General features: G+C 65.0%; 19 protein-coding genes and 1 tRNA gene. 12 read left to right on the forward strand and 8 right to left on the reverse strand.

Translation table 11 applies throughout. The annotated features are described in order from the left end of the window. Positions 1-33 precede the first annotated feature (33 nt). From ACW5CM_RS03230 to ACW5CM_RS03245, 4 genes are read left to right on the forward strand one after another with little or no spacing between them, the layout of a single operon-like run. A complete protein-coding gene (locus ACW5CM_RS03230; RefSeq protein WP_457124172.1) occupies positions 34-528 on the forward strand; it encodes an FtsB family cell division protein in 495 nt (164 codons plus the stop codon). Between the two features lie 36 nt (positions 529-564). Then, positions 565-1,083 carry a DUF501 domain-containing protein gene (locus ACW5CM_RS03235; RefSeq protein ID WP_457124173.1) on the forward strand — a complete coding sequence of 173 codons (519 nt, stop codon included), beginning with the start codon at positions 565-567 and terminating at the stop codon, positions 1,081-1,083. Between the two features lie 11 nt (positions 1,084-1,094). Further along, positions 1,095-2,423, forward strand: coding sequence for a S8 family serine peptidase (locus ACW5CM_RS03240; protein ID WP_457124174.1), 1,329 nt, complete (start codon positions 1,095-1,097; stop codon positions 2,421-2,423). 35 nt (positions 2,424-2,458) lie between these two features. Continuing rightward, positions 2,459-3,979, forward strand: coding sequence for an NAD(P)/FAD-dependent oxidoreductase (locus ACW5CM_RS03245; protein WP_438253694.1), 1,521 nt, complete (start codon positions 2,459-2,461; stop codon positions 3,977-3,979). A 77-nt stretch (positions 3,980-4,056) separates the two neighbouring features. Here ACW5CM_RS03245 and ACW5CM_RS03250 read toward each other — a convergent pair. Further along, positions 4,057-4,129, reverse strand: a tRNA-Leu gene (locus ACW5CM_RS03250). A 78-nt stretch (positions 4,130-4,207) separates the two neighbouring features. Between ACW5CM_RS03250 and ACW5CM_RS03255 the strand changes: the two genes are divergently transcribed. From ACW5CM_RS03255 to ACW5CM_RS03265, 3 genes are all read left to right on the forward strand, one after another. After that, positions 4,208-5,413 carry an alanine racemase gene (locus ACW5CM_RS03255; protein ID WP_457124355.1) on the forward strand — a complete coding sequence of 402 codons (1,206 nt, stop codon included), beginning with the start codon at positions 4,208-4,210 and terminating at the stop codon, positions 5,411-5,413. Then, the gene (locus ACW5CM_RS03260; RefSeq protein WP_457124175.1) at positions 5,410-6,723 is read left to right on the forward strand and encodes a D-arabinono-1,4-lactone oxidase; all 1,314 of its coding nucleotides are present in this window, start codon (positions 5,410-5,412) and stop codon (positions 6,721-6,723) included. The genes ACW5CM_RS03255 and ACW5CM_RS03260 overlap by 4 nt, the downstream gene beginning before the upstream one ends. A 72-nt stretch (positions 6,724-6,795) precedes the next feature. Next, complete coding sequence (locus ACW5CM_RS03265) at positions 6,796-7,362, forward strand: LemA family protein (protein WP_438253344.1); 567 nt, start codon at positions 6,796-6,798, stop codon at positions 7,360-7,362. Positions 7,363-7,374: 12 nt separating this feature from the next. Here the strand turns inward: ACW5CM_RS03265 and ACW5CM_RS03270 are convergent, their stop codons facing one another. Together ACW5CM_RS03270 and ACW5CM_RS03275 are read right to left on the reverse strand one after the other, a co-directional pair. Then, entirely contained in the window at positions 7,375-8,259 is an 885-nt protein-coding gene (locus ACW5CM_RS03270; protein ID WP_457124176.1) for a hypothetical protein, read from the reverse strand. After that, a complete protein-coding gene (locus ACW5CM_RS03275) occupies positions 8,256-9,515 on the reverse strand; it encodes a winged helix-turn-helix domain-containing protein (protein WP_457124177.1) in 1,260 nt (419 codons plus the stop codon). Before ACW5CM_RS03275 ends, ACW5CM_RS03270 begins: the two co-directional genes overlap by 4 nt. 69 nt (positions 9,516-9,584) lie before the next feature. On the opposite strand from ACW5CM_RS03275, the gene ACW5CM_RS03280 reads away from it, so the two are divergent. Together ACW5CM_RS03280 and ilvA are read left to right on the forward strand one after the other, a co-directional pair. Continuing rightward, positions 9,585-10,778: an AI-2E family transporter gene (locus ACW5CM_RS03280; RefSeq protein WP_439254985.1), complete on the forward strand. Its 1,194-nt coding sequence runs from the start codon at positions 9,585-9,587 to the stop codon at positions 10,776-10,778. Continuing rightward, entirely contained in the window at positions 10,775-12,004 is a 1,230-nt protein-coding gene (gene ilvA / locus ACW5CM_RS03285) for a threonine ammonia-lyase (protein ID WP_438253348.1), read from the forward strand. The genes ACW5CM_RS03280 and ilvA overlap by 4 nt, the downstream gene beginning before the upstream one ends. Here the strand turns inward: ilvA and greA are convergent. Both greA and ACW5CM_RS03295 read right to left on the reverse strand, forming a co-directional pair. Next, on the reverse strand, positions 12,001-12,489 hold the full coding sequence (gene greA / locus ACW5CM_RS03290; RefSeq protein WP_438253349.1) for a transcription elongation factor GreA: 489 nt from the start codon (positions 12,487-12,489) through the stop codon (positions 12,001-12,003). The two genes, ilvA and greA, sit on opposite strands and share 4 nt — an antisense overlap. 93 nt (positions 12,490-12,582) lie before the next feature. After that, positions 12,583-12,969: a DUF4307 domain-containing protein gene (locus ACW5CM_RS03295; RefSeq protein WP_457124178.1), complete on the reverse strand. Its 387-nt coding sequence runs from the start codon at positions 12,967-12,969 to the stop codon at positions 12,583-12,585. A 68-nt stretch (positions 12,970-13,037) separates the two neighbouring features. Between ACW5CM_RS03295 and ACW5CM_RS03300 the strand changes: the two genes are divergently transcribed. Next, on the forward strand, positions 13,038-13,325 hold the full coding sequence (locus tag ACW5CM_RS03300) for a hypothetical protein (RefSeq protein WP_457124179.1): 288 nt from the start codon (positions 13,038-13,040) through the stop codon (positions 13,323-13,325). A 7-nt stretch (positions 13,326-13,332) separates the two neighbouring features. Here the strand turns inward: ACW5CM_RS03300 and ACW5CM_RS03305 are convergent, their stop codons facing one another. The 3 genes from ACW5CM_RS03305 to trhA form a co-directional block, all read right to left on the reverse strand. Further along, positions 13,333-14,100, reverse strand: coding sequence for an SDR family NAD(P)-dependent oxidoreductase (locus ACW5CM_RS03305; RefSeq protein ID WP_438253352.1), 768 nt, complete (start codon positions 14,098-14,100; stop codon positions 13,333-13,335). Then, the gene (locus ACW5CM_RS03310; RefSeq protein WP_457124180.1) at positions 14,100-14,573 is read right to left on the reverse strand and encodes an S-ribosylhomocysteine lyase; all 474 of its coding nucleotides are present in this window, start codon (positions 14,571-14,573) and stop codon (positions 14,100-14,102) included. Before ACW5CM_RS03310 ends, ACW5CM_RS03305 begins: the two co-directional genes overlap by 1 nt. 125 nt (positions 14,574-14,698) lie before the next feature. Further along, complete coding sequence (gene trhA, locus ACW5CM_RS03315; RefSeq protein WP_438253696.1) at positions 14,699-15,403, reverse strand: PAQR family membrane homeostasis protein TrhA; 705 nt, start codon at positions 15,401-15,403, stop codon at positions 14,699-14,701. A 120-nt stretch (positions 15,404-15,523) separates the two neighbouring features. Here trhA and ACW5CM_RS03320 point away from each other — a divergent pair, with 120 nt between their 5' ends. Together ACW5CM_RS03320 and ACW5CM_RS03325 are read left to right on the forward strand one after the other, a co-directional pair. After that, complete coding sequence (locus ACW5CM_RS03320; protein ID WP_438253354.1) at positions 15,524-16,306, forward strand: isoprenyl transferase; 783 nt, start codon at positions 15,524-15,526, stop codon at positions 16,304-16,306. Positions 16,307-16,342: 36 nt separating this feature from the next. Beyond that, on the forward strand, positions 16,343-17,461 hold the full coding sequence (locus ACW5CM_RS03325) for an aminotransferase class V-fold PLP-dependent enzyme (protein ID WP_457124181.1): 1,119 nt from the start codon (positions 16,343-16,345) through the stop codon (positions 17,459-17,461). The last annotated feature ends 28 nt before the right edge of the window (positions 17,462-17,489 follow it).

Below are 17,489 nucleotides of genomic sequence, written 5' to 3' on the forward strand. Positions count from 1 at the left end.
AACAGCTGAAGCAGTAAGACGAGAGGGGGAGCCATGGCACAGCGTCAGGCTCCCCCTTCTCGTCCCCGGACGGCGCGGGCGCGGACGGCATCGGCCCAGGTCGATGTGCGGGAGTGGGCATCGGGCATCCGACTGTCTGGGTTCATGGTGATCATGCTCTCGCTCGTGGTCCTGGGGGCGTGGGTGCTCGTGCCGACCCTGGGCACCTACATCGACCAGCGGCAGAAGATCGCGGCGCTCGAAGTAGCCGTTCAGGTCAGCGCCGATGAGATCAAAGCGCTCGAGCAAGAGCGCGAACGCTGGGACGACCCGGCGTACATCACAACTCAGGCGCGCGAGCGGCTGTACTACGTCAAGCCGGGCGAGGTCGTCTATCTCGTCGATAACGACCTGGATCCTGCGTCGCTTCCCGCCGAGCAGACTCCGGTCAGCGATGAGCTCGAAGAGACACCAACCGACTGGATGCCGCAGCTCCTGCGCACGATCGCCGGAGCAGGCCTCGCCGCCACGGCGAGTGCAGCTCAATAGGGGTTTGCACAGCATCTGCTCCCGTAGGCTGGGATGGTGACGACACCGCCTTTCACCCCGCCCACCCCTGCCGAAATCCACGTGGTCTCGACCCAGCTCGGTCGGCCGGCTCGCGGTGTCATCGGCATCGCCGCGCGTTGCATCTGCGGCAACCCCACCGTGGTCGCCACCAGCCCGCGTTTGCCGGACGGTTCGCCGTTTCCGACGTTCTACTACCTGACGCATCCCGCGGCCACCGCCGCGATGTCGACGCTTGAGGCCACCCTTGTGATGCCCGAGCTCGCTGCGCTTCTCGACGACGAGGATGTCGCCGCCGCATACCAGGGGGCTCACGAGGCTTATCAGGCAGATCGCGCCCAGTTCGGCGCGGTGCCCGAGATCGATGGCATCTCGGCCGGCGGGATGCCCACGCGGGTGAAGTGCCTGCATGCGCTGGCCGGTCACGCTCTCGCCGCCGGTTCCGGCGTGAACCCGATCGGTGACGCGGCGCTCGCGCGCTCGAGCTGGTCGCCTGAGCGCTGCCAGTGCGAGGAACCGGGAGTCGCAGGCGGATGAAGCTGCCGACGATGCTGCGAAACACCGTTGCCTTCGCAGCGGTGGCGGCATCTGTTCTGCTCATCGGGGCTGCGGCTACGCCGACTTCGACACCCGAGCCGAGCCCAAGTCCGAGTCCCACCTCGACGCCGCCGCCGATCCCGGATGATCCTACCGATCCGGTGCGTGCGACCGAGTACTGGCTCGACGGCGCTGGAATTCGCGAAGCGTGGCACACCACACGCGGTAAAGGCGTCACGATCGCCATCATCGATACCGGGATCGGCAAGGTGCCCGGCGTCTTCGGTGACGCGGTCATCGATGGCATCGACGTTTCTGGAAGCGGCACACCAGACGGCCGCACCCCCGTCGGAGCGATCGACAGCAATCACGGCACACTGGTCGCATCTGTCGCGGCCGGCCGCGGAAAAGCTGACGGCACAGGCATGATCGGCGTTGCCCCGGAGGCAAATCTGCTGTCGATCTCGGTCGGTTTCGGCGCCGCGGCGGCCGTGCCGTTCAGCGAGCAGATCGCCACCGGCATCCGCTGGGCTGTTGATCACGGCGCAGACATCATTAATATGTCGCTCACCACGAACACGCTCGACTGGGATGAAAGCTGGGATGAGGCTTTCCTCTATGCCTACGAGCACGACGTTGTCGTGGTCGTTGCCGCCGGCAACCGTGCCAGCGGTACCGGAGTCGTCGGTGCGCCCGCGACGATCCCGGGCGTGCTCACCGTCGGCGGCGTCGATCAGACCGGTACCGCGAGTGTTGAGGCATCAACCCAGGGCATCACGATCGGCATCTCAGCGCCGAGCGAGGGGCTGATCGGCATCCTCGCGGACGGCACGCTGGCACCGTGGCGCGGCACGAGTGGAGCAGCTCCGATCGTGGCAGGGGCTGCCGCACTCGTTCGTGCTGCGCACCCCGAATTGGATGCCGCGAACGTGATCAACCGCATCATCAAGACGGCGATCAAAGTCGATGAGATCGAAGAACTTCCTGACCCGCTCTACGGATACGGACTCCTGGACGCAGCAGCCGCCGTGTCGGAATCGGTTCCGCTGGTCGATGAAAACCCGATGGGGGATCTTGCCGAGTGGATTCGGCTGTACCGTCGCGCGGAGGCGGATCCTTTGCCACAGCCGGAAGTCACGCCCATCGAGGTTGAGCCGCTGCCTGCCGCCGAGGCGCCGACGACTCCGGGTTCGCCGCTGCTTCCCAGCGCTGAATCGCTGCGCTACGGTACCCTTCCGCTGATCGCACTCACAGTCCCTGGTATTCTTGTCGGGCTAGGCGTCACCGCAGCTGCCCGGCTCATCCGATCGGCGCGCAAATCTCGCACGCCAGCACCCTGATTAGGAGTTTCCCAACTGTGCCCGAGAACAGCACTGTGCCCAAGATTCTGATCGTCGGTGGCGGCTACGCGGGTTTCTATACTGCATGGAAGCTCGAAAAGCAGCTCCGCAAGCGTGAAGCCGAAGTGACGGTTGTCGACCCGCTTCCGTACATGACATACCTGCCGTTCCTGCCGGAGGTGGCTGCAGGATCGATCGAACCGCGCCACGCGGTGGTCGCCACACGCCGTCACCTCAAGCGCACGAATGTGATCGCCGCGAAGGTCACCAAGATCGACCACGCGAACAAGGTTGCCACGATCACCCCGGCAGAGGGCGACGCATACGAGTTCGCGTACGACCAGATCGTCGTCACTGCGGGCTCTGTCTCTCGCACCTTCCCGATCCCCGGCATCGCTGACAACGCGATCGGCATGAAGTCGATCGAAGAGGCAGTCTGGGTTCGCGACAAGCTGCTGTCGAACTTCGACAAGGCTGCTTCGATGCCGGCCGGCCCCGAGCGTGAGCGACTGCTGACGGTCGTCGTCGTCGGCGGTGGCTTCGCGGGCATTGAGACCTTCGCGGAGCTGCGCTCGTTCGCATCCGCCCTGCTCAAGCGCTACCCACAGCTCACCTTCGACGAGACGCACTTCCACCTCGTCGAGGCGATGGGGCGCATCATGCCCGAGGTTTCGCTCCCGACCAGCGAGTGGGTCCTCAAGGACCTCGCTAAGCGCGGCGCGAACGTCCACCTCGACACGCAGGTGACCGGTGCGGTCGGCGGCAACGTCGAACTCTCCACCGGCGAGGTCATCCCCAGCGACATCATCGTGTGGACGGCCGGAGTTATGGCCAACCCGCAGGTGGTGCGTGCCGGCGATCTGCCCACCGAAGAACGCGGACGCATCCGGGCTGAGGCGACGTTGCGCGTCGTCGACGCTGATGGCGCGGTCGTCGAAGGCGCATGGACCGCTGGTGACGTGTCGGCTGTTCCCGACCTGACCGGTGGAGGCGTCGGCGGCTTCTGCGTTCCCAACGCACAGCACGCTGTGCGCCAGGCCAAGCGTCTCGCCAAGAACCTCATCGCCGTGCTTCGCGGCGAGGAGCCGGTGAACTACGTGCACAAGAACCTCGGCGCTGTTGCTGGCCTCGGCCTCGGCACCGGTGTCTTCCAGTCCGGCAAGTTCGCTCTTAAGGGCTTCCTCGCGTGGGTTGCGCACCGTGGCTACCACGGTCTCGCAATGCCGTCGTGGGAGCGCAAGTGGCGCGTGCTGTGGGGCTGGTGGAACAACCTGTGGCTCGACCGCGACATCGTGAACCTCGAGAAGGTTCAGCAGCCGCGTGCGTTCTTCGAAGAGTTCGCATCGCGTCCGCGTCCGGCAGCGGATGCCGCGCCTGCGGCCACCGCGAAGCCCGCAGACGCAGCGAAGTTTGCTGACGCAGCAAAGCCCGCTCAGCCGGCGAAGCCGACCGAAACCGCCGCAGCTGCCGCTGCGAAGCCGGCCGTGAAGAAGGCTCCTGCGAAGAAGCCCGCGGCCAAGAAGGCTCCTGCGAAGACGGAACAGCCCGCGAAGTAGCATCGAAAACGCAGAAACCGTCCTTCCCGAGCAATCGGAAGGGCGGTTTCTGCGTTCTCGAGCTGTGCGGCCACCGGTGCCCCCACTGGGACTCGAACCCAGACTGTAGCGATTTTAAGTCGCCTTCCTCTGCCATTGGGATATGGGGGCGCGTCTGACCAGCTTATCTGCGCGTGAGCTGCGCAGACGTCGTAGGGTGGGGGAGTGCTCGACCTCACCGCGACACCGATGTCCGCAGACCACCGTGCTTGGGAGCATCCTGCCCGCTGGTGGCCGAGGCTCTCGGATGCCACCGCCCACCTCGCTGCGCCTGTCGCCGTCATCGACCTCGATGCTCTGCGCCACAATGCGATGGACCTGCTGGTGCGCTCCGGGGGCATCCCGATTCGTGTCGCATCGAAATCCGTGCGGGTGCGCGGCGTGCTCGACGCAGTGCTGAGGCTGCCCGGATACCGGGGCATCCTGTCGTTCTCGCTCGCCGAGGCGCTCTGGCTCTCCGAAACCTACGATGACATCGTGCTCGGCTATCCGACGGTCGATCGTGCAGGGCTGTCGCGGCTGGTGCACGACGAACAGGCAGCATCGCGCATCACGCTCATGGTTGATGACGTAGCGCACCTCGACCTCATCGACAGCATTGCAGCGCCGTCTCAGCGCGAGACGATCCGGGTGGCCATCGATGCCGACGCATCGTGGCGTTCAGCCGCACTCGGGCACATCGGTGTCCGTCGTTCCCCTCTGTTCACCGCAGCCGAGGTCACCGCTTTTGCCCGCACGATCCTCGGCCGTCCCGGATTCCGGCTCGTCGGCCTGCAGATGTACGAGGCGCAGATCGCTGGTCAGGGAGACAACGGCTCTGACGCCCCGATCATCCGCATGATGCAGTCGCGCTCGAGTCGTGAGCTGCGCATCCGTCGTGCAGAGATTGCGGATGCCCTCACCGATCTCGCACCGCTGGAGTTCCTCAACGGCGGAGGAACCGGCTCGCTGGAATTCACTGGAAGTGATGAGTCCGTCACCGAGGCCTCAGCCGGCAGCGGTCTGCTGGGCGGGCACCTGTTCGACGGCTACCGTTCGTTCCGCCCGGCACCGGCCAGCGCCTTCGCCTTCGATGTCGTGCGCCGTCCCACCCCCGATATCGCCACGGTACTCGGGGGCGGCTGGATCGCCTCGGGCCCGGCGGTCGCATCACGGCAACCCCGAGCGGTGTGGCCGGAGGGCTTGCGGATGCTGTCCAGAGAAGCGGCAGGGGAAGTGCAGACTCCACTGCAGGGCGACAATGCGCGAACCCTGCGGATCGGTGATCGCGTCTGGTTCCGGCATGCCAAGAGCGGGGAGCCTGCTGAGCGCGTGAACGCGTATCACGTCGTCTCGGGCAGCGACGTGATGGAGGAGCTTCCCACCTATCGCGGCGAGGGGAAGGCCTTTTTGTGACTCGTCCTGGTGGCGTCTGGCAGAACTGGGGGCGTTGCGCACAGATTCGTCCGGCGCGGGTCGAACGACCGCGCACACCCGAGGGAGTGCAGCGCGCCGTCCAGGCCGCGATCGCCCAGAATCTGCCGATCAAGGCTGTTGGTGCCGGCCACAGTTTCACCGGTATCGCCGTTGCGCCAGGCGTGCTGCTCGAGCTTGATGATCTGCAGGGGCTGGTTTCCGTGGATGCGACGCGCTCGCGCGTGACGCTGCTGGCCGGCACCCGACTTCACCGCATTCCCCGGTTGCTCGCGGCGCACGGGCTCGCGATGGAGAACCTGGGCGATATCGATCGTCAATCCATTGCAGGAGCGATATCTACCGGCACGCACGGCACCGGAGCAGGGTTTCGCGGTCTGGCAGGTCAGGTCGTCGCGGCGACGCTGATCACGGCGGAGGGCGAGTTCCTGCGCGTCAGCGAGTCCGAGCACGCTGAGATGCTGCCGGCGGTTGCTCTCGGCCTCGGCGCCCTGGGAATTCTCGTCGATGTGACGCTGCAGTGCGTGCCGGCATTCCTCATGCATGCAATCGATGAGCCGCTACCGCTCGAGGATGTTCTCGCGTCGCTGGATGAGTGGGTGACAGCATCCGATCATTTCGAGTTCTACTGGTTCCCGCATACCGATGTCGCCCTGACCAAACGACAGATGAGACTGCCGGAGTCAGCACGACGGCATCCGCTGCCCCGGATCGGACGCTGGATCGATGAGACGCTGCTGTCCAACGGCGTGTATCGCGTGACGTGCGCCGCCGGAGGCCTGATCCCGGCGATAACGCCGCCGATTAGCAGGCTGGCGGTAAAACTCACCGGCGATCGCGACTACACCGATCACTCGCATACGGTGCTGACGCAGCGCCGCACCGTACGTTTTCGCGAGATGGAGTACGCGCTGCCAGCGGAGAACATCGTTCCGGCCTTTCGCGCGGTTCAGCAGTTGATCACTCAGCGCGGATGGAAGATCGAGTTCCCGATCGAAGTGCGATTCGCCGCGGCTGATGACCGCTGGCTGTCCACGGCCTACGACCGGGCCAGTGCTTATCTCGCAGTCCATCGCTACTGGCGGACGGACCCGACTGAGTATTTCTCCGCGATTGAGAAGATCTGTCTGGAATACGGCGGTCGTCCGCACTGGGGCAAGCTACACACGCTCGACGCCGAACAACTGCGCGAGAAGTATCCGCGTTTTGACGATTTCGTCGCCCTTCGCGACCGCTGGGACCCGGAGCGCCGGTTCGCGAACAGCTATCTGGATCGCGTGCTCGGCGCCTGACGGAGCATCCAGTTCTCACGCAGACAGCGTAGATAGTATGAAAAGAAATTCGGCTCTAGGGGGTAAAGCGCCATGGAATGGCTCATTCCGGTTCTGATCGTCGTTGCGGTAGTGGTGCTGGTCGGCATCTACCTCTGGGCGACGTACAACTCTCTCGTTCAGCTGAATGTGCGCGTCGACGAAGCGTGGAGTGGCATCACCGTGCAGCTGAAACGCCGCGCAGATCTGATCCCGAATCTCATCGAGACGGTCAAGGGCTATGCCTCACATGAGAAGGCGGTCTTCGAGAACGTCACGCGCGCTCGTGCGGAAACACTTTCCGCTACGGGGCCCGGTGAAGCAGGCATCGCCGAAGGTCACCTGCAGCAGGCGCTGAAGAGCCTGTTCGCCGTCGCCGAGGCATATCCGCAGCTGCAGGCGAGTCAGAACTTCCTCCAGGTGCAGCACGCGCTCGTGGACACCGAGGACAAGGTGCAGGCCGCCCGCCGCTTTTACAACGGCGGTGTGCGCGAGCTGAACACCAAGATCAAAGTCTTCCCGAACAACCTGTTCGCTCGTGGCCTCGGCTTCACCGAGCGCGAATTCTTCGAAGTTGCCGATAGTGCCGCGATCGCGGAGCCTCCCCGCGTGCAGTTCTGACACGCAAAGGGCTCACCATACCGAGAGCACAATGTCATCCGCGGTGAACGACACGTCCCCTCGCAATGACCAGGTGGTTGTCCGGTAGGTGCGCGTCGCGTTCGAGCCGTCCGGTGCCGTGCCGGTGACCGTGGCGATCAGCTCGCCGCCTTCGGCACGAAAATCGGTGCGCGAGATCGTGATCTGCGGCGACTTCTCGACGCGGTAGCTGAACTCGCTGACTGACGTGAAATCAGCAGCCCAGGGGATGACAATGCCGCAGGACGCCGGCAGCACCGTGCTGCTGACGGTGCAGGACGCCGCATAGTCGTCGAGCTCTTCCTGGGCGAGAACGGATGCTTCGGGGCGAAGCGTTGCGTCGATCTCGATGTCTTCAGAGCTTCCGGGAAGGACAGCGAACGTCGTTTCGCCCGCGAGGAAGGCGCTTGGCGCCGCGACCGCGGTGTACGCCGCCGGCAGCAGCGTGATCTCGGTGTCGTGCTGGAGCACGGCATCGCCGATCGCGAGCGGCGCGTTGGTGGTGACAGCGCCCAGCGCCGAGGCGGGCTCCGGAACCCAGCGCTCGCCATCGCGAAGCAGTGTCAGCTCGGTGTCGTACTCCTGGGCTGACAGGCGGTAGGAGACCGCCACGGTTGCGGAGGAGGTCTCTTCGGACAGTGGCGACACCGATACGTCACTCAGATGCTCGGCGGCCGCGAGGAAGGCTGCTGCCGCCTGCTCATCGACGATGACACCGGCCGTTCGTACGGCCGGAAGATCGCCGTCTGCGAGAGCCTGGAAGTAAGCCTCGGCGTGATCTTCGGCACTCGAACCACGAGCGAGGAAGAACCAGCTCAGACCAGCCGCCACGACGACAGCGGCCGCTATTACGACAATCCAGACCGTGCGAGACCTCATGCGGATTCCCGCGCATGCACGTGGCGCCGGACATGGCCACGCTCGACGTGGAGCGCCCCGGCCAGAGTCTCGGCGGCGTTGCCCCAACCCGATACAGACACGTTGTCGAGGCCCTGCCACCGCGCCGCCAACGCCAGTTCCCGAGCGATGGGGTCGGCGTCGTCGGGCCGCGCCTGCGGCTCCCACCAGGCGGACTGCACCTGCAGGGTGGATGTCGCCCGATCGGCTTTGAGATCGACCCGCGCGACGATGCGATCACCGACCAGGACCGGCAGCGAGTAGTAGCCGAAGCGCCGCTTGTGCGCAGGCACATAGATCTCGATCCGATAGTCCAGGTCGAATGCGCGCAGCGCGCGCTCGCGGAACCAGACCACCGGGTCGAACGGCGAGAGAATTGCCGCGGCATCCACTCGGCGGGGAAGCACAGCGTCTTGATGCATCCAGGTCGGCACGGGGGAGCCGCCGCGCTCCCAACCGCGTACCTGCACGGGAATGAGCTCGGCGCTGCTGACGAGTTCGTCGATCGCCTGGCGCACGGCCGGGCGGTCACGGATGCGGTAATAATCGCCGAAGTCGGCTTCGGTGGCGACGCCGGAAGAGCGGGCAGCACGGCGGACCAACTCGCGAATCGCCTCATCACGGGAAACAGTGCGCTCACGCACCTCAGCCGGGATCTCCTGCTCCGCCAGCGCATACCGACGCTCGAAACCCTGTCGTCCGCTGACGGCGACATCGCCGATGCGCCACAGATGTTCCAGAGCGTTCTTGACCTCGTCCCAATCCCACCAGGCGCCGCGCTCTCGCGGCGCATCCGCTCGAAGCTCGGCCGGGCGCAGGGGGCCGCGCGTACGCAGCTCGTCTTTCACCCAGGCGATCGTGCGGGCGTTCTGATTCAGCCAGGAATCGGGGTCGGTCTCCCACCGCCGACGAAAGTCATCCATTCGGAACTGCCAGAGCGGCCAGTCCTCGACAGGCACAAACGTCGCCTCATGCGCGAGATATTCCACGTAGTGCGTGGTGCGCGACAGGAAGACCCGATCGAGCAACGCCGGGTCATAAGCGCCCAGCCGCGAGAACAGCGGCAGGTAGTGGCTGCGCGCAAAGACGTTCACCGAATCGATCTGCAGCACTCCGAGGCGTTTCATCGCGGTGTGCAGATGACGGGCAGAGACTTCGGCGGATGGACGCCGCCGGGTGAAGCCCTGGGCGGCAAGCGCAATCCGGCGAGCCTGTGTCGCAGTGAGGGTCTCGACCATCTGGTCAGCGTATCGCCCGGCTCGGACATGCACGCAGAAACCGCACAGGCGCACAACTAGAATGACGACATGACGGATGAGCACCGCCCACGCAAGCGCGATCTGCTGTGGGGCCGTATGCCCACGGAGCGCACGATCAGCACGGAAGCAGACCAGCCGGTGCCGCTGTCGCTACGGGTCGCCGCCGGATACGCGTGGCGCCTGTTGCTGATCGCCGCCGCCGCCGGTGTTTTCATCTGGGTCATCATCCAGCTCAAACTCCTCGTGATCCCGTTGCTGGTGGGCATCCTCATCACAGCGCTGCTGTGGCCCGCGTTCGACCTGATGCTGCGCAGGCACTTCCCGCGCTGGCTCGCGATCGTCATCGCGCTGCTCGGCACGCTCGCGATCGTGGTGGGGCTCATGTGGCTGGTCGGGTGGCAGGTGGGGCGCGAGTGGCCTGAGGTTCAGGCGCGTACCGCTGAGGCCATCGAGGAGTTCCGCCAATACCTCATCAACGGTCCGCTGCATCTGACCGAATCCGATATCGCCGAGTACCTGGGCCAGGCATGGACGCTGATTCAGGAGCAAGCGCAGCTGCTCTGGTCCGGTGCGCTCGCCATCGGTTCCACCGCCGGGCACGTGCTCGTCGGCACTCTGCTCACCGCCTTCGTCCTCATCTGCTTGCTCGCCGACGGCGGCGGGATCTGGAAATGGACGACGAAGCTGTTCCCGCGGGACGCGCGCCCTGCAGTCGATGCGGCCGCGCGCAACGGCTGGCGCACGGTCGTCAACTACGCCAAGACGCAGCTGCTGGTGGCGACGATCGATTCGATCGGTATCGGCCTCGGCGCCTTCCTTCTCGGCGTCCCCCTAGCGATTCCTGTGGCCGTGCTCGTGTTCCTCGGTGCGTTCATCCCGATCGTCGGTGCCGTGGCTACGGGCGCTGTGGCCGTCTTCCTCGCGCTGGTGTACAACGACCCGTGGAACGCCTTCTGGATGCTTGTCGTCGTAATCGGCGTGCAGCAGGTGGAGGGCCACATTCTGCAGCCGATCCTGATGGGTTCCGCCGTCAAGGTGCACCCGTTGGCCGTCGTGCTCGTCGTCGCCGGAGGATCGATGATCGCCGGCATCCCCGGTGCGCTGTTCGCCGTGCCGCTGGCAGCCTTCGTGAACGTGGTCGCGGTAACCCTCAGCACGGGATCGTGGAAGACTGGACGACAGCCTGCGGGCGATCTGATCTGGAGTACAGTGCCGCGGGAGCGGCGACGGAGGAATACATGAGTGCAGTCCCCAGTCTGGCCGAGTTCGAGGAAGCCGCACGGGGGCTGGAGCGAGTAATCTCGCACACGCCGACGCTGCCCTCCAGAGCGTTGTCGGACATTCTCGGCGATCCGGTCGTTCTGAAGATGGAGAACCTGCAGCGCACGGGGTCGTTCAAGATCCGTGGTGCTGCATACCGACTCTCTCAGCTGACCGCAGAAGAGCGCTCACGCGGTGTCGTGGCCGCATCCGCGGGAAACCACGCGCAGGGCGTCGCACTCGCAGCGCAGGCGCTGGGGATCTCTGCAACGATCTTCATGCCGCTGGGCGTGCCGGTACCGAAGCTCCTCGCCACCCGCGGATACGGCGCTGAGGTCGTGCTCGAGGGGGAGACGGTCGCCACATCGCTGCGCCTGGCGGCAGAATTCGCCGAGCGCACCGGCGCCGTCATGATTCATCCTTTCGACCACCGCGACATCATGATCGGTCAGGGCACGCTCGGTCTCGAACTGATCGAGGATGCCCCGGATATCGACACGATCCTCGTCGGAATCGGCGGAGGCGGACTCATCGCCGGAGTTGCCGCCGCAGCCAAGGCCGCAGCGGCACGAATCGGCCGCACTGTTCGCATCATCGGCGTGCAGGCGGAGAACGCAGCGGCGATGCCGCCGTCGCTGGCCGCGGGGCATCCCGTCGAGATCCAGACGCAGCCGACCATTGCCGATGGCATCCTGGTCGCAAAGCCAGGAGACGTGCCCTTCGCGGTCATCAAGGACCTCGTCGACGAAGTCGTCACAGTGACCGACGACGACATCGCCCGCGCGATCCTCATCCTGCTCGAGCAGGCGAAGGTCGTGGCAGAACCGGCCGGAGCGGTCGGAGTGGCCGCGATCCTCGCCGGGAAGGTCTCCGGAACGGGAAAAACTCTTGTGGTGCTCTCCGGCGGAAACATCGACCCGCTGCTGCTTCAGCGCGTCGTATCGCACGGGCTCGCGGCATCCGGACGTTATCTGACCATTCGCATCCCGCTGCCGGATCGTCCCGGACAACTGGCACGCGTCTCTGAGCTCGTCTCGCAGGCAGGTGCCAACGTCATGGAGGTCATGCACACCAGACACGGGCAGGGTCTGCAGATCAGCCAGGTGAGCCTGCAGCTGAGCATTGAGACGCGCGGGGCGGAGCACACCGAACTCACGCTCGATACGCTCCGCCACGCGGGTTATGACCCGGAGGTCATTCCGGACTAACCGGCGAAAGTCTCAACCTTGGTCACCTGGACCGAGATGTTCTTGCCGCTGGGAGCCTCATAGCTGGTCTTCGCGCCGACCTTGAGGCCGAGGATCGCCTGGCCCAGCGGGCTGGCCTCGCTGTATACGTCCAGCTCGGTGCCACCGGCGATCTCGCGGCTGCCGAGAAGGAAGACCTCTTCGCCCCCTGCGACGACAGCAGTGACGACGGTTCCGGGTTCCACGATGCCGCGGCTCTCCGGAACTTCGCCGACCTTGGCGGTCTTCAGTAGTGCCTCGAGAGTGCGGATGCGGGCCTCCTGCTTGCCCTGCTCATCCTTGGCAGCGTGATAGCCGCCGTTCTCTTTGAGGTCGCCTTCTTCGCGAGCCGCTTCAATGCGTTTCGCGATCTCGTCACGGCCGAACGTTGAGAGATGCTCGAGCTCGGCGACGAGTCGATCGTAGGCTTCCTGCGTGAGGAAAGGTACCTGAGCGTCTGTGGACACAGCGTGCTCCTTTGTGCGAACGCCCTTCAGGGCGGTGGGGATAAGCCAAGACGCCCCGGCAGTTGGCCAGGGCGTCGGTCGTCTCAGGGGATTCTATGCGACCCAGCAGGTGTTAACCAAACCTGTTGTCGCTTCCGAAACAGTGGGAATGACTGTGCTCAGACGCTGACTGTGGCCGCCATCGGCAGGAATTTCCAGCACTTTCCAGCCGACAACACCGAACTCTTCATCCAGTGCCTCGAGAGCGCAGACGACGTCTCTGCCCTGCGGCTCGGTCACCTGAAAGTGCAGCAGGACGCTGTGCTCATCGACGACTTCGAAGCCCAAGTCGTCAGCCACGACAGAGTCCATCGACTGGTCGATGGTCATCCAGCTGGCGATGATGATGACGATCACAGCGACCACGGCACCGATGATCCACAGCGCACGCGGAGAGCGCGTGCGGCCGTACCGTTCGTCAAGCTCGAGCGCGGTCGTCACAGGGAAGGTCTTTCGGTCGTTAGGCTGGTAGTTCCAGGGTACGCGACCTGCGAACGAGAGGTGGACACATGATGGTGCTGTTCGGAGCAGAAACCCCGATGCCGACGCCGTCGATGACCGTCGATCCCAACTCGGTCACCCCCGGCCCCCTCGGATTCGCGGTGATCGTCATCGTGCTGATCGCCGTCGTACTGCTCATCTGGGACATGAATCGCCGCGTGCGCCGCGTGCGCTACCGCGAAGAGGTGCGTGAAGAGTTGGATGCCGAGCAGGCAGCAGGCGAGGCATCCGCCGACGCCGGTGCCGATGATGCGGCGTCCGATGGCGAGCAGCCGACGAGCGATCCCGGTCGCTGAACCGGCGTCAGTGCATTGTCATGCCGCCGGTGACATTGAGTCCCTGGCCGGTCATGTAACTTGCCAGGTCGCTGGCCAGGAATAGCGCGACACCCGCGACATCGTGCACGGTGCCGGTACGTCCCAATGGCACCTGAGAGCGATCCTCGGCGGCGACCTCTTCCGCGCTCATCCCACGGATGGCTCCTCCCTCGACGCGTTCGCGGTGCTTCATCGGTGTCTCGATGATGCCGGGGCAGATCGCATTGACGGTGATGCCGTGCGGCGCCAGTTCCACAGCCATCGTTTTGGTCACGCCCAGTACGGCATGCTTCGAGGCCACGTAGGCGGTCATTCCCCGGTAGCCGTTCTTTCCAGCCTGCGATGCAATGAAGACGATGCGGCCGGTGCGCTCCTGCTCCAGAAGCCGACGGGATACGCCTCGAGCGACCAGGAACGAGCCCTTCGCGTTGACATCGAGGTTGCGGTCCCAATCTGAGCCCGTGGTCTCGGTGGCAAAGCCCAACGTCGAGGTTCCGGCGGCGGTGACGGCGACGTCGATCGTGCCGATGCGGTCGGTGATGGCATCCAGCACCTCCTCGACAGCGTGCTCGTCACTGACGTCGAGATTGACCGCCCACTCTCGCTCAGCGATCTGGTGCACCCCGGCGGGCAGCGTCAGGTCGGCACCGATGACGGTCGCACCCTCAGCGAGGAAGGCGTCGACGATTCCAGCTCCGATACCGCTGCCTGCGCCGCTGACGAAGACGACACGGTTGCGTAGTTCGTCGAACATCACACTCCAACGCGCGCGAACGCGTCGAGGCTGATGCCCTGAGCAAGGATGTGCTTGGACCACTCCCGCGCGCTGTGCAGGCTGTGATCGCGGTAGTTTCCGCAGCTGACTGCGTCGACGCCGGGCACATCGTCCCAGGTGATCTCATCAGCGATGGCGGTGAGTCCGGTGCGGACTGCCCGGGCAACGTCAGTTACTGCGGGCTCCCCCCAGGTGATCAGGTGAAAGCCGGTACGGCAGCCGAAGGGGGAGATGTCGATCACGCCGTCCAGATGATCGCGCAACACGCTGGCGAGCACATGCTCGATCGTGTGCAGCCCCGCCGTCGGGATCTCACCGGCATTGGGCTGGACGAAACGCACATCGAAGTTCGAGATTGCATCGCCTCGCGGACCTGTCTCCACCGCGATGCGCCGGATATAGGGCGCGTGCACAGCGGTGTGGTCGAGGGCGAAGCTTTCGACGTCAGCCATGGTGTTCTCCTTGCGTGTTCTCAGCACACCTTCCGGGTGCACAAAGAACCTAGCCGCGGATATGGCCGCAGATCACATCCTGTTACGCACCGTTGCTTCGCCGGTGGACAACCGGGCCATCGATCTCAACCGGGGAGGCCGAGCGAGGGCGAGTACGGTGCGATCGAGATGAGGAGGCAGGCGGTCCAGTGGCACAGGAACGCCAGCACCGTGCAGAGGTGAAAGATCTCGTGGAACCCGAAGTGTCCCGGCCAGGGGTTCGGCTTCTTCAGTGCGTAGACAACGGCGCCGCCGGTGTAGAGCAGACCACCGACGCAGACGAGCAACATCATGGCCACATTCGCCTGCAGGAGATCCACCATGTACATCACGGCCGCCCAGCCCAAGACGAGGTACAGCGCGACGTACAGCCATCGGGGTGCGTTGATCCAGAACACCCGGAACAGAATGCCCAGCAGCGCTCCGCTCCAGACCAGGATGAGCAGCAGCGAGCCCTTTTCGGGGACGAGCGCGTTCACAGCCAGGGGTGTGTAGGTGCCCGCGATCAGCAGCAGAATGTTCGCGTGGTCGATGCGCTTGAGGATCAGCTTGGTCTTCGGACCCCAGTCGAAGCGGTGATACAGCGCGGAGTTCCCGAACAGCAGCAGCGAACTGGCCATGAACACGGCCGCGGCCCACTTAGCGGGGGCCCCCTCCGCCAGCACGATCAGCACGATCCCGGCTACGATCGCCACCGGGAACGTGCCGGCGTGCAGCCAGCCCCGCCAACTCGGTTTGACCTCGACGGCGGCATCTGCGGCCGCAACCTCCAGCAGCGGAAGCTGGGGCACAGGTACGGAGTTCGTGTCGGGTGCGCTCACGTGTTCACTCTAGATCGCGCACCATACGGTTACGTGTACATATCCGCCCGGTGCACAGCTGAAGCGCACAAGGCGCGATAACGTAGGCACGTGAATGCACGCACGAGCGAGGGTCGAGGGCTGCTGTACCGGCTGTACGGCAACCGGCTGCGGCGACACCTTGATCCAGCATCCGTTCCGCATCACGTCGCAATGATGATCGACGGCAACCGGCGCTGGGCTCGGCAGCTGGGTTTTGATTCGCCGGCCGACGGTCATCGTGCCGGAGCTGCGAAGATGCGCGAGTTCCTCGGCTGGTGCGATGAGATCGGCGTCCGCGTTGTGTCGCTGTATCTACTCTCCAGCGACAACCTCATCAAGCGCGACTCGAAAGAGATCGAAGATCTTATCGAGATCATCGCCGAACTCGCCGAGGCCCTGTCACAGGAGGGCGGCTGGCGGGTCAAGCATGTCGGCCGCAGCGACATCATCCCGAATGAGCTCGCACGCGTGCTGCACGATGCTGAAGAGCGCACCAAAGACCATGATGGTCTGCATGTGAACCTTGCCGTCGGGTATGGCGGACGCAATGAGATCGTGGATGCGATGCGCTCCATCATCACCGAGCACGGCGAATCCGGTGGAACCATCGAAGATCTGGCCGCACATCTCACCCCGGAGATGATCGGCGAGCACCTGTACACCGGTGGCCAGCCCGACCCGGATCTGGTGATTCGCACCAGTGGCGAGCAGCGTTTAAGCGACTTTCTGCTGTGGCAGAGTGCGCACAGCGAGTTCTACTTTGTGGAAGCACTCGGCCCGGATCTGCGCGAGGTCGACTTCTTGCGCGCGATTCGCGACTACGTCGATCGGGATCGTCGCTTCGGACGTTGATCTGCGCCCCATGCATTTGCATGGGACACTCATAGGGTGAGTGCTTTCGATGATTACCTCGCCACCTTCGAGGGCGACCCCGGATATCTTGACTGGGCGGCTTTCGGCCCGCTGTCGCCGACCGTCCGCGCGGAGGTCTTTGCAGACGCCGATCTGCTCGGCAGTGGTAGACCCTCCTCCCGGAAGCTGATCGCTGAACGTGCCGATCAGGCGCGCGCAAGCGCAGCGGAACTGCTCGGCGTTGAGCAGGAGCGTGTCACCCTGCAGCCCTCGGCAACCCACGGCCTGATGCACGCACTGTACGGATTCTCCGGCGAGGTGATCGCCTCCTCGGCGGAGTCCCCGAGCATCGCCATAACGCTCGAGCGGGCAGCCCAAGCATCCTCTGGCGCACTCGCTGCACGCTGGATCACCCCCGATAAGACCTTCGTCACCCCGGATGTCGTCGCCGAGGCCCTGGACGATGAAGTGACCGCACTCGCCGTCAGTCACGTCGACTTCCGCACCGGCTACCGTGCCGACCTCGCAGCACTGCGCGACGTGATCGGACCCCACCGGTTGCTCATCGTGAATGCCGTGCAGTCGTTCGGCATCGTCGACGACGACTTCTCGGTCGCCGATGTCGTCGTCGGACACGGCGACAAGTGGCTGCGTGCCGCACGAGGCACCGGCTTCGCCTCGTTCTCGGCGCAGGCGAGGGAACGTATCGCTCCGGTGCTGTCAGGGGTCGGCGGCGTGGAGGGCGGGCTTCCTGTCGACGCGCTGCCGCAGCCGGCAGCATCCGCGGCCGCATACCAGATCAACAGACCCGACCAGCTTTCCGTCGCGCGTCTGGCGATCGGCCTTCGCGACGTGCACGATGCCGGCGTCGTCAACATCGAGACTGCGATTCGCGAACGCGTCGACCGGATCTTCGAGATCGCCGAGCGGCATGGCATTCCGGTGGTCACACCGCGTGATCCTGCGCGTCGTGCGGGGATCGTCGCGTTCGCGCCGGAGGCACCGGCAGCGCTCGCCGCAGCTCTCACCAATGCCGGGGTCGTCGCCACCACTCGCGGAGCCACCGTGCGGGTGTCGGCACACGCTGGCACGAGTAACAACTCACTGCAGATGCTCGACGACGCCATCGGCTCGGCGATCATCCCAGGCGCGTAGCGGCGTTCAGCGGGGGTTCATGCAGGGT

The sequence above is a fragment of the Microbacterium wangyouchuni genome (assembly GCF_054072595.1).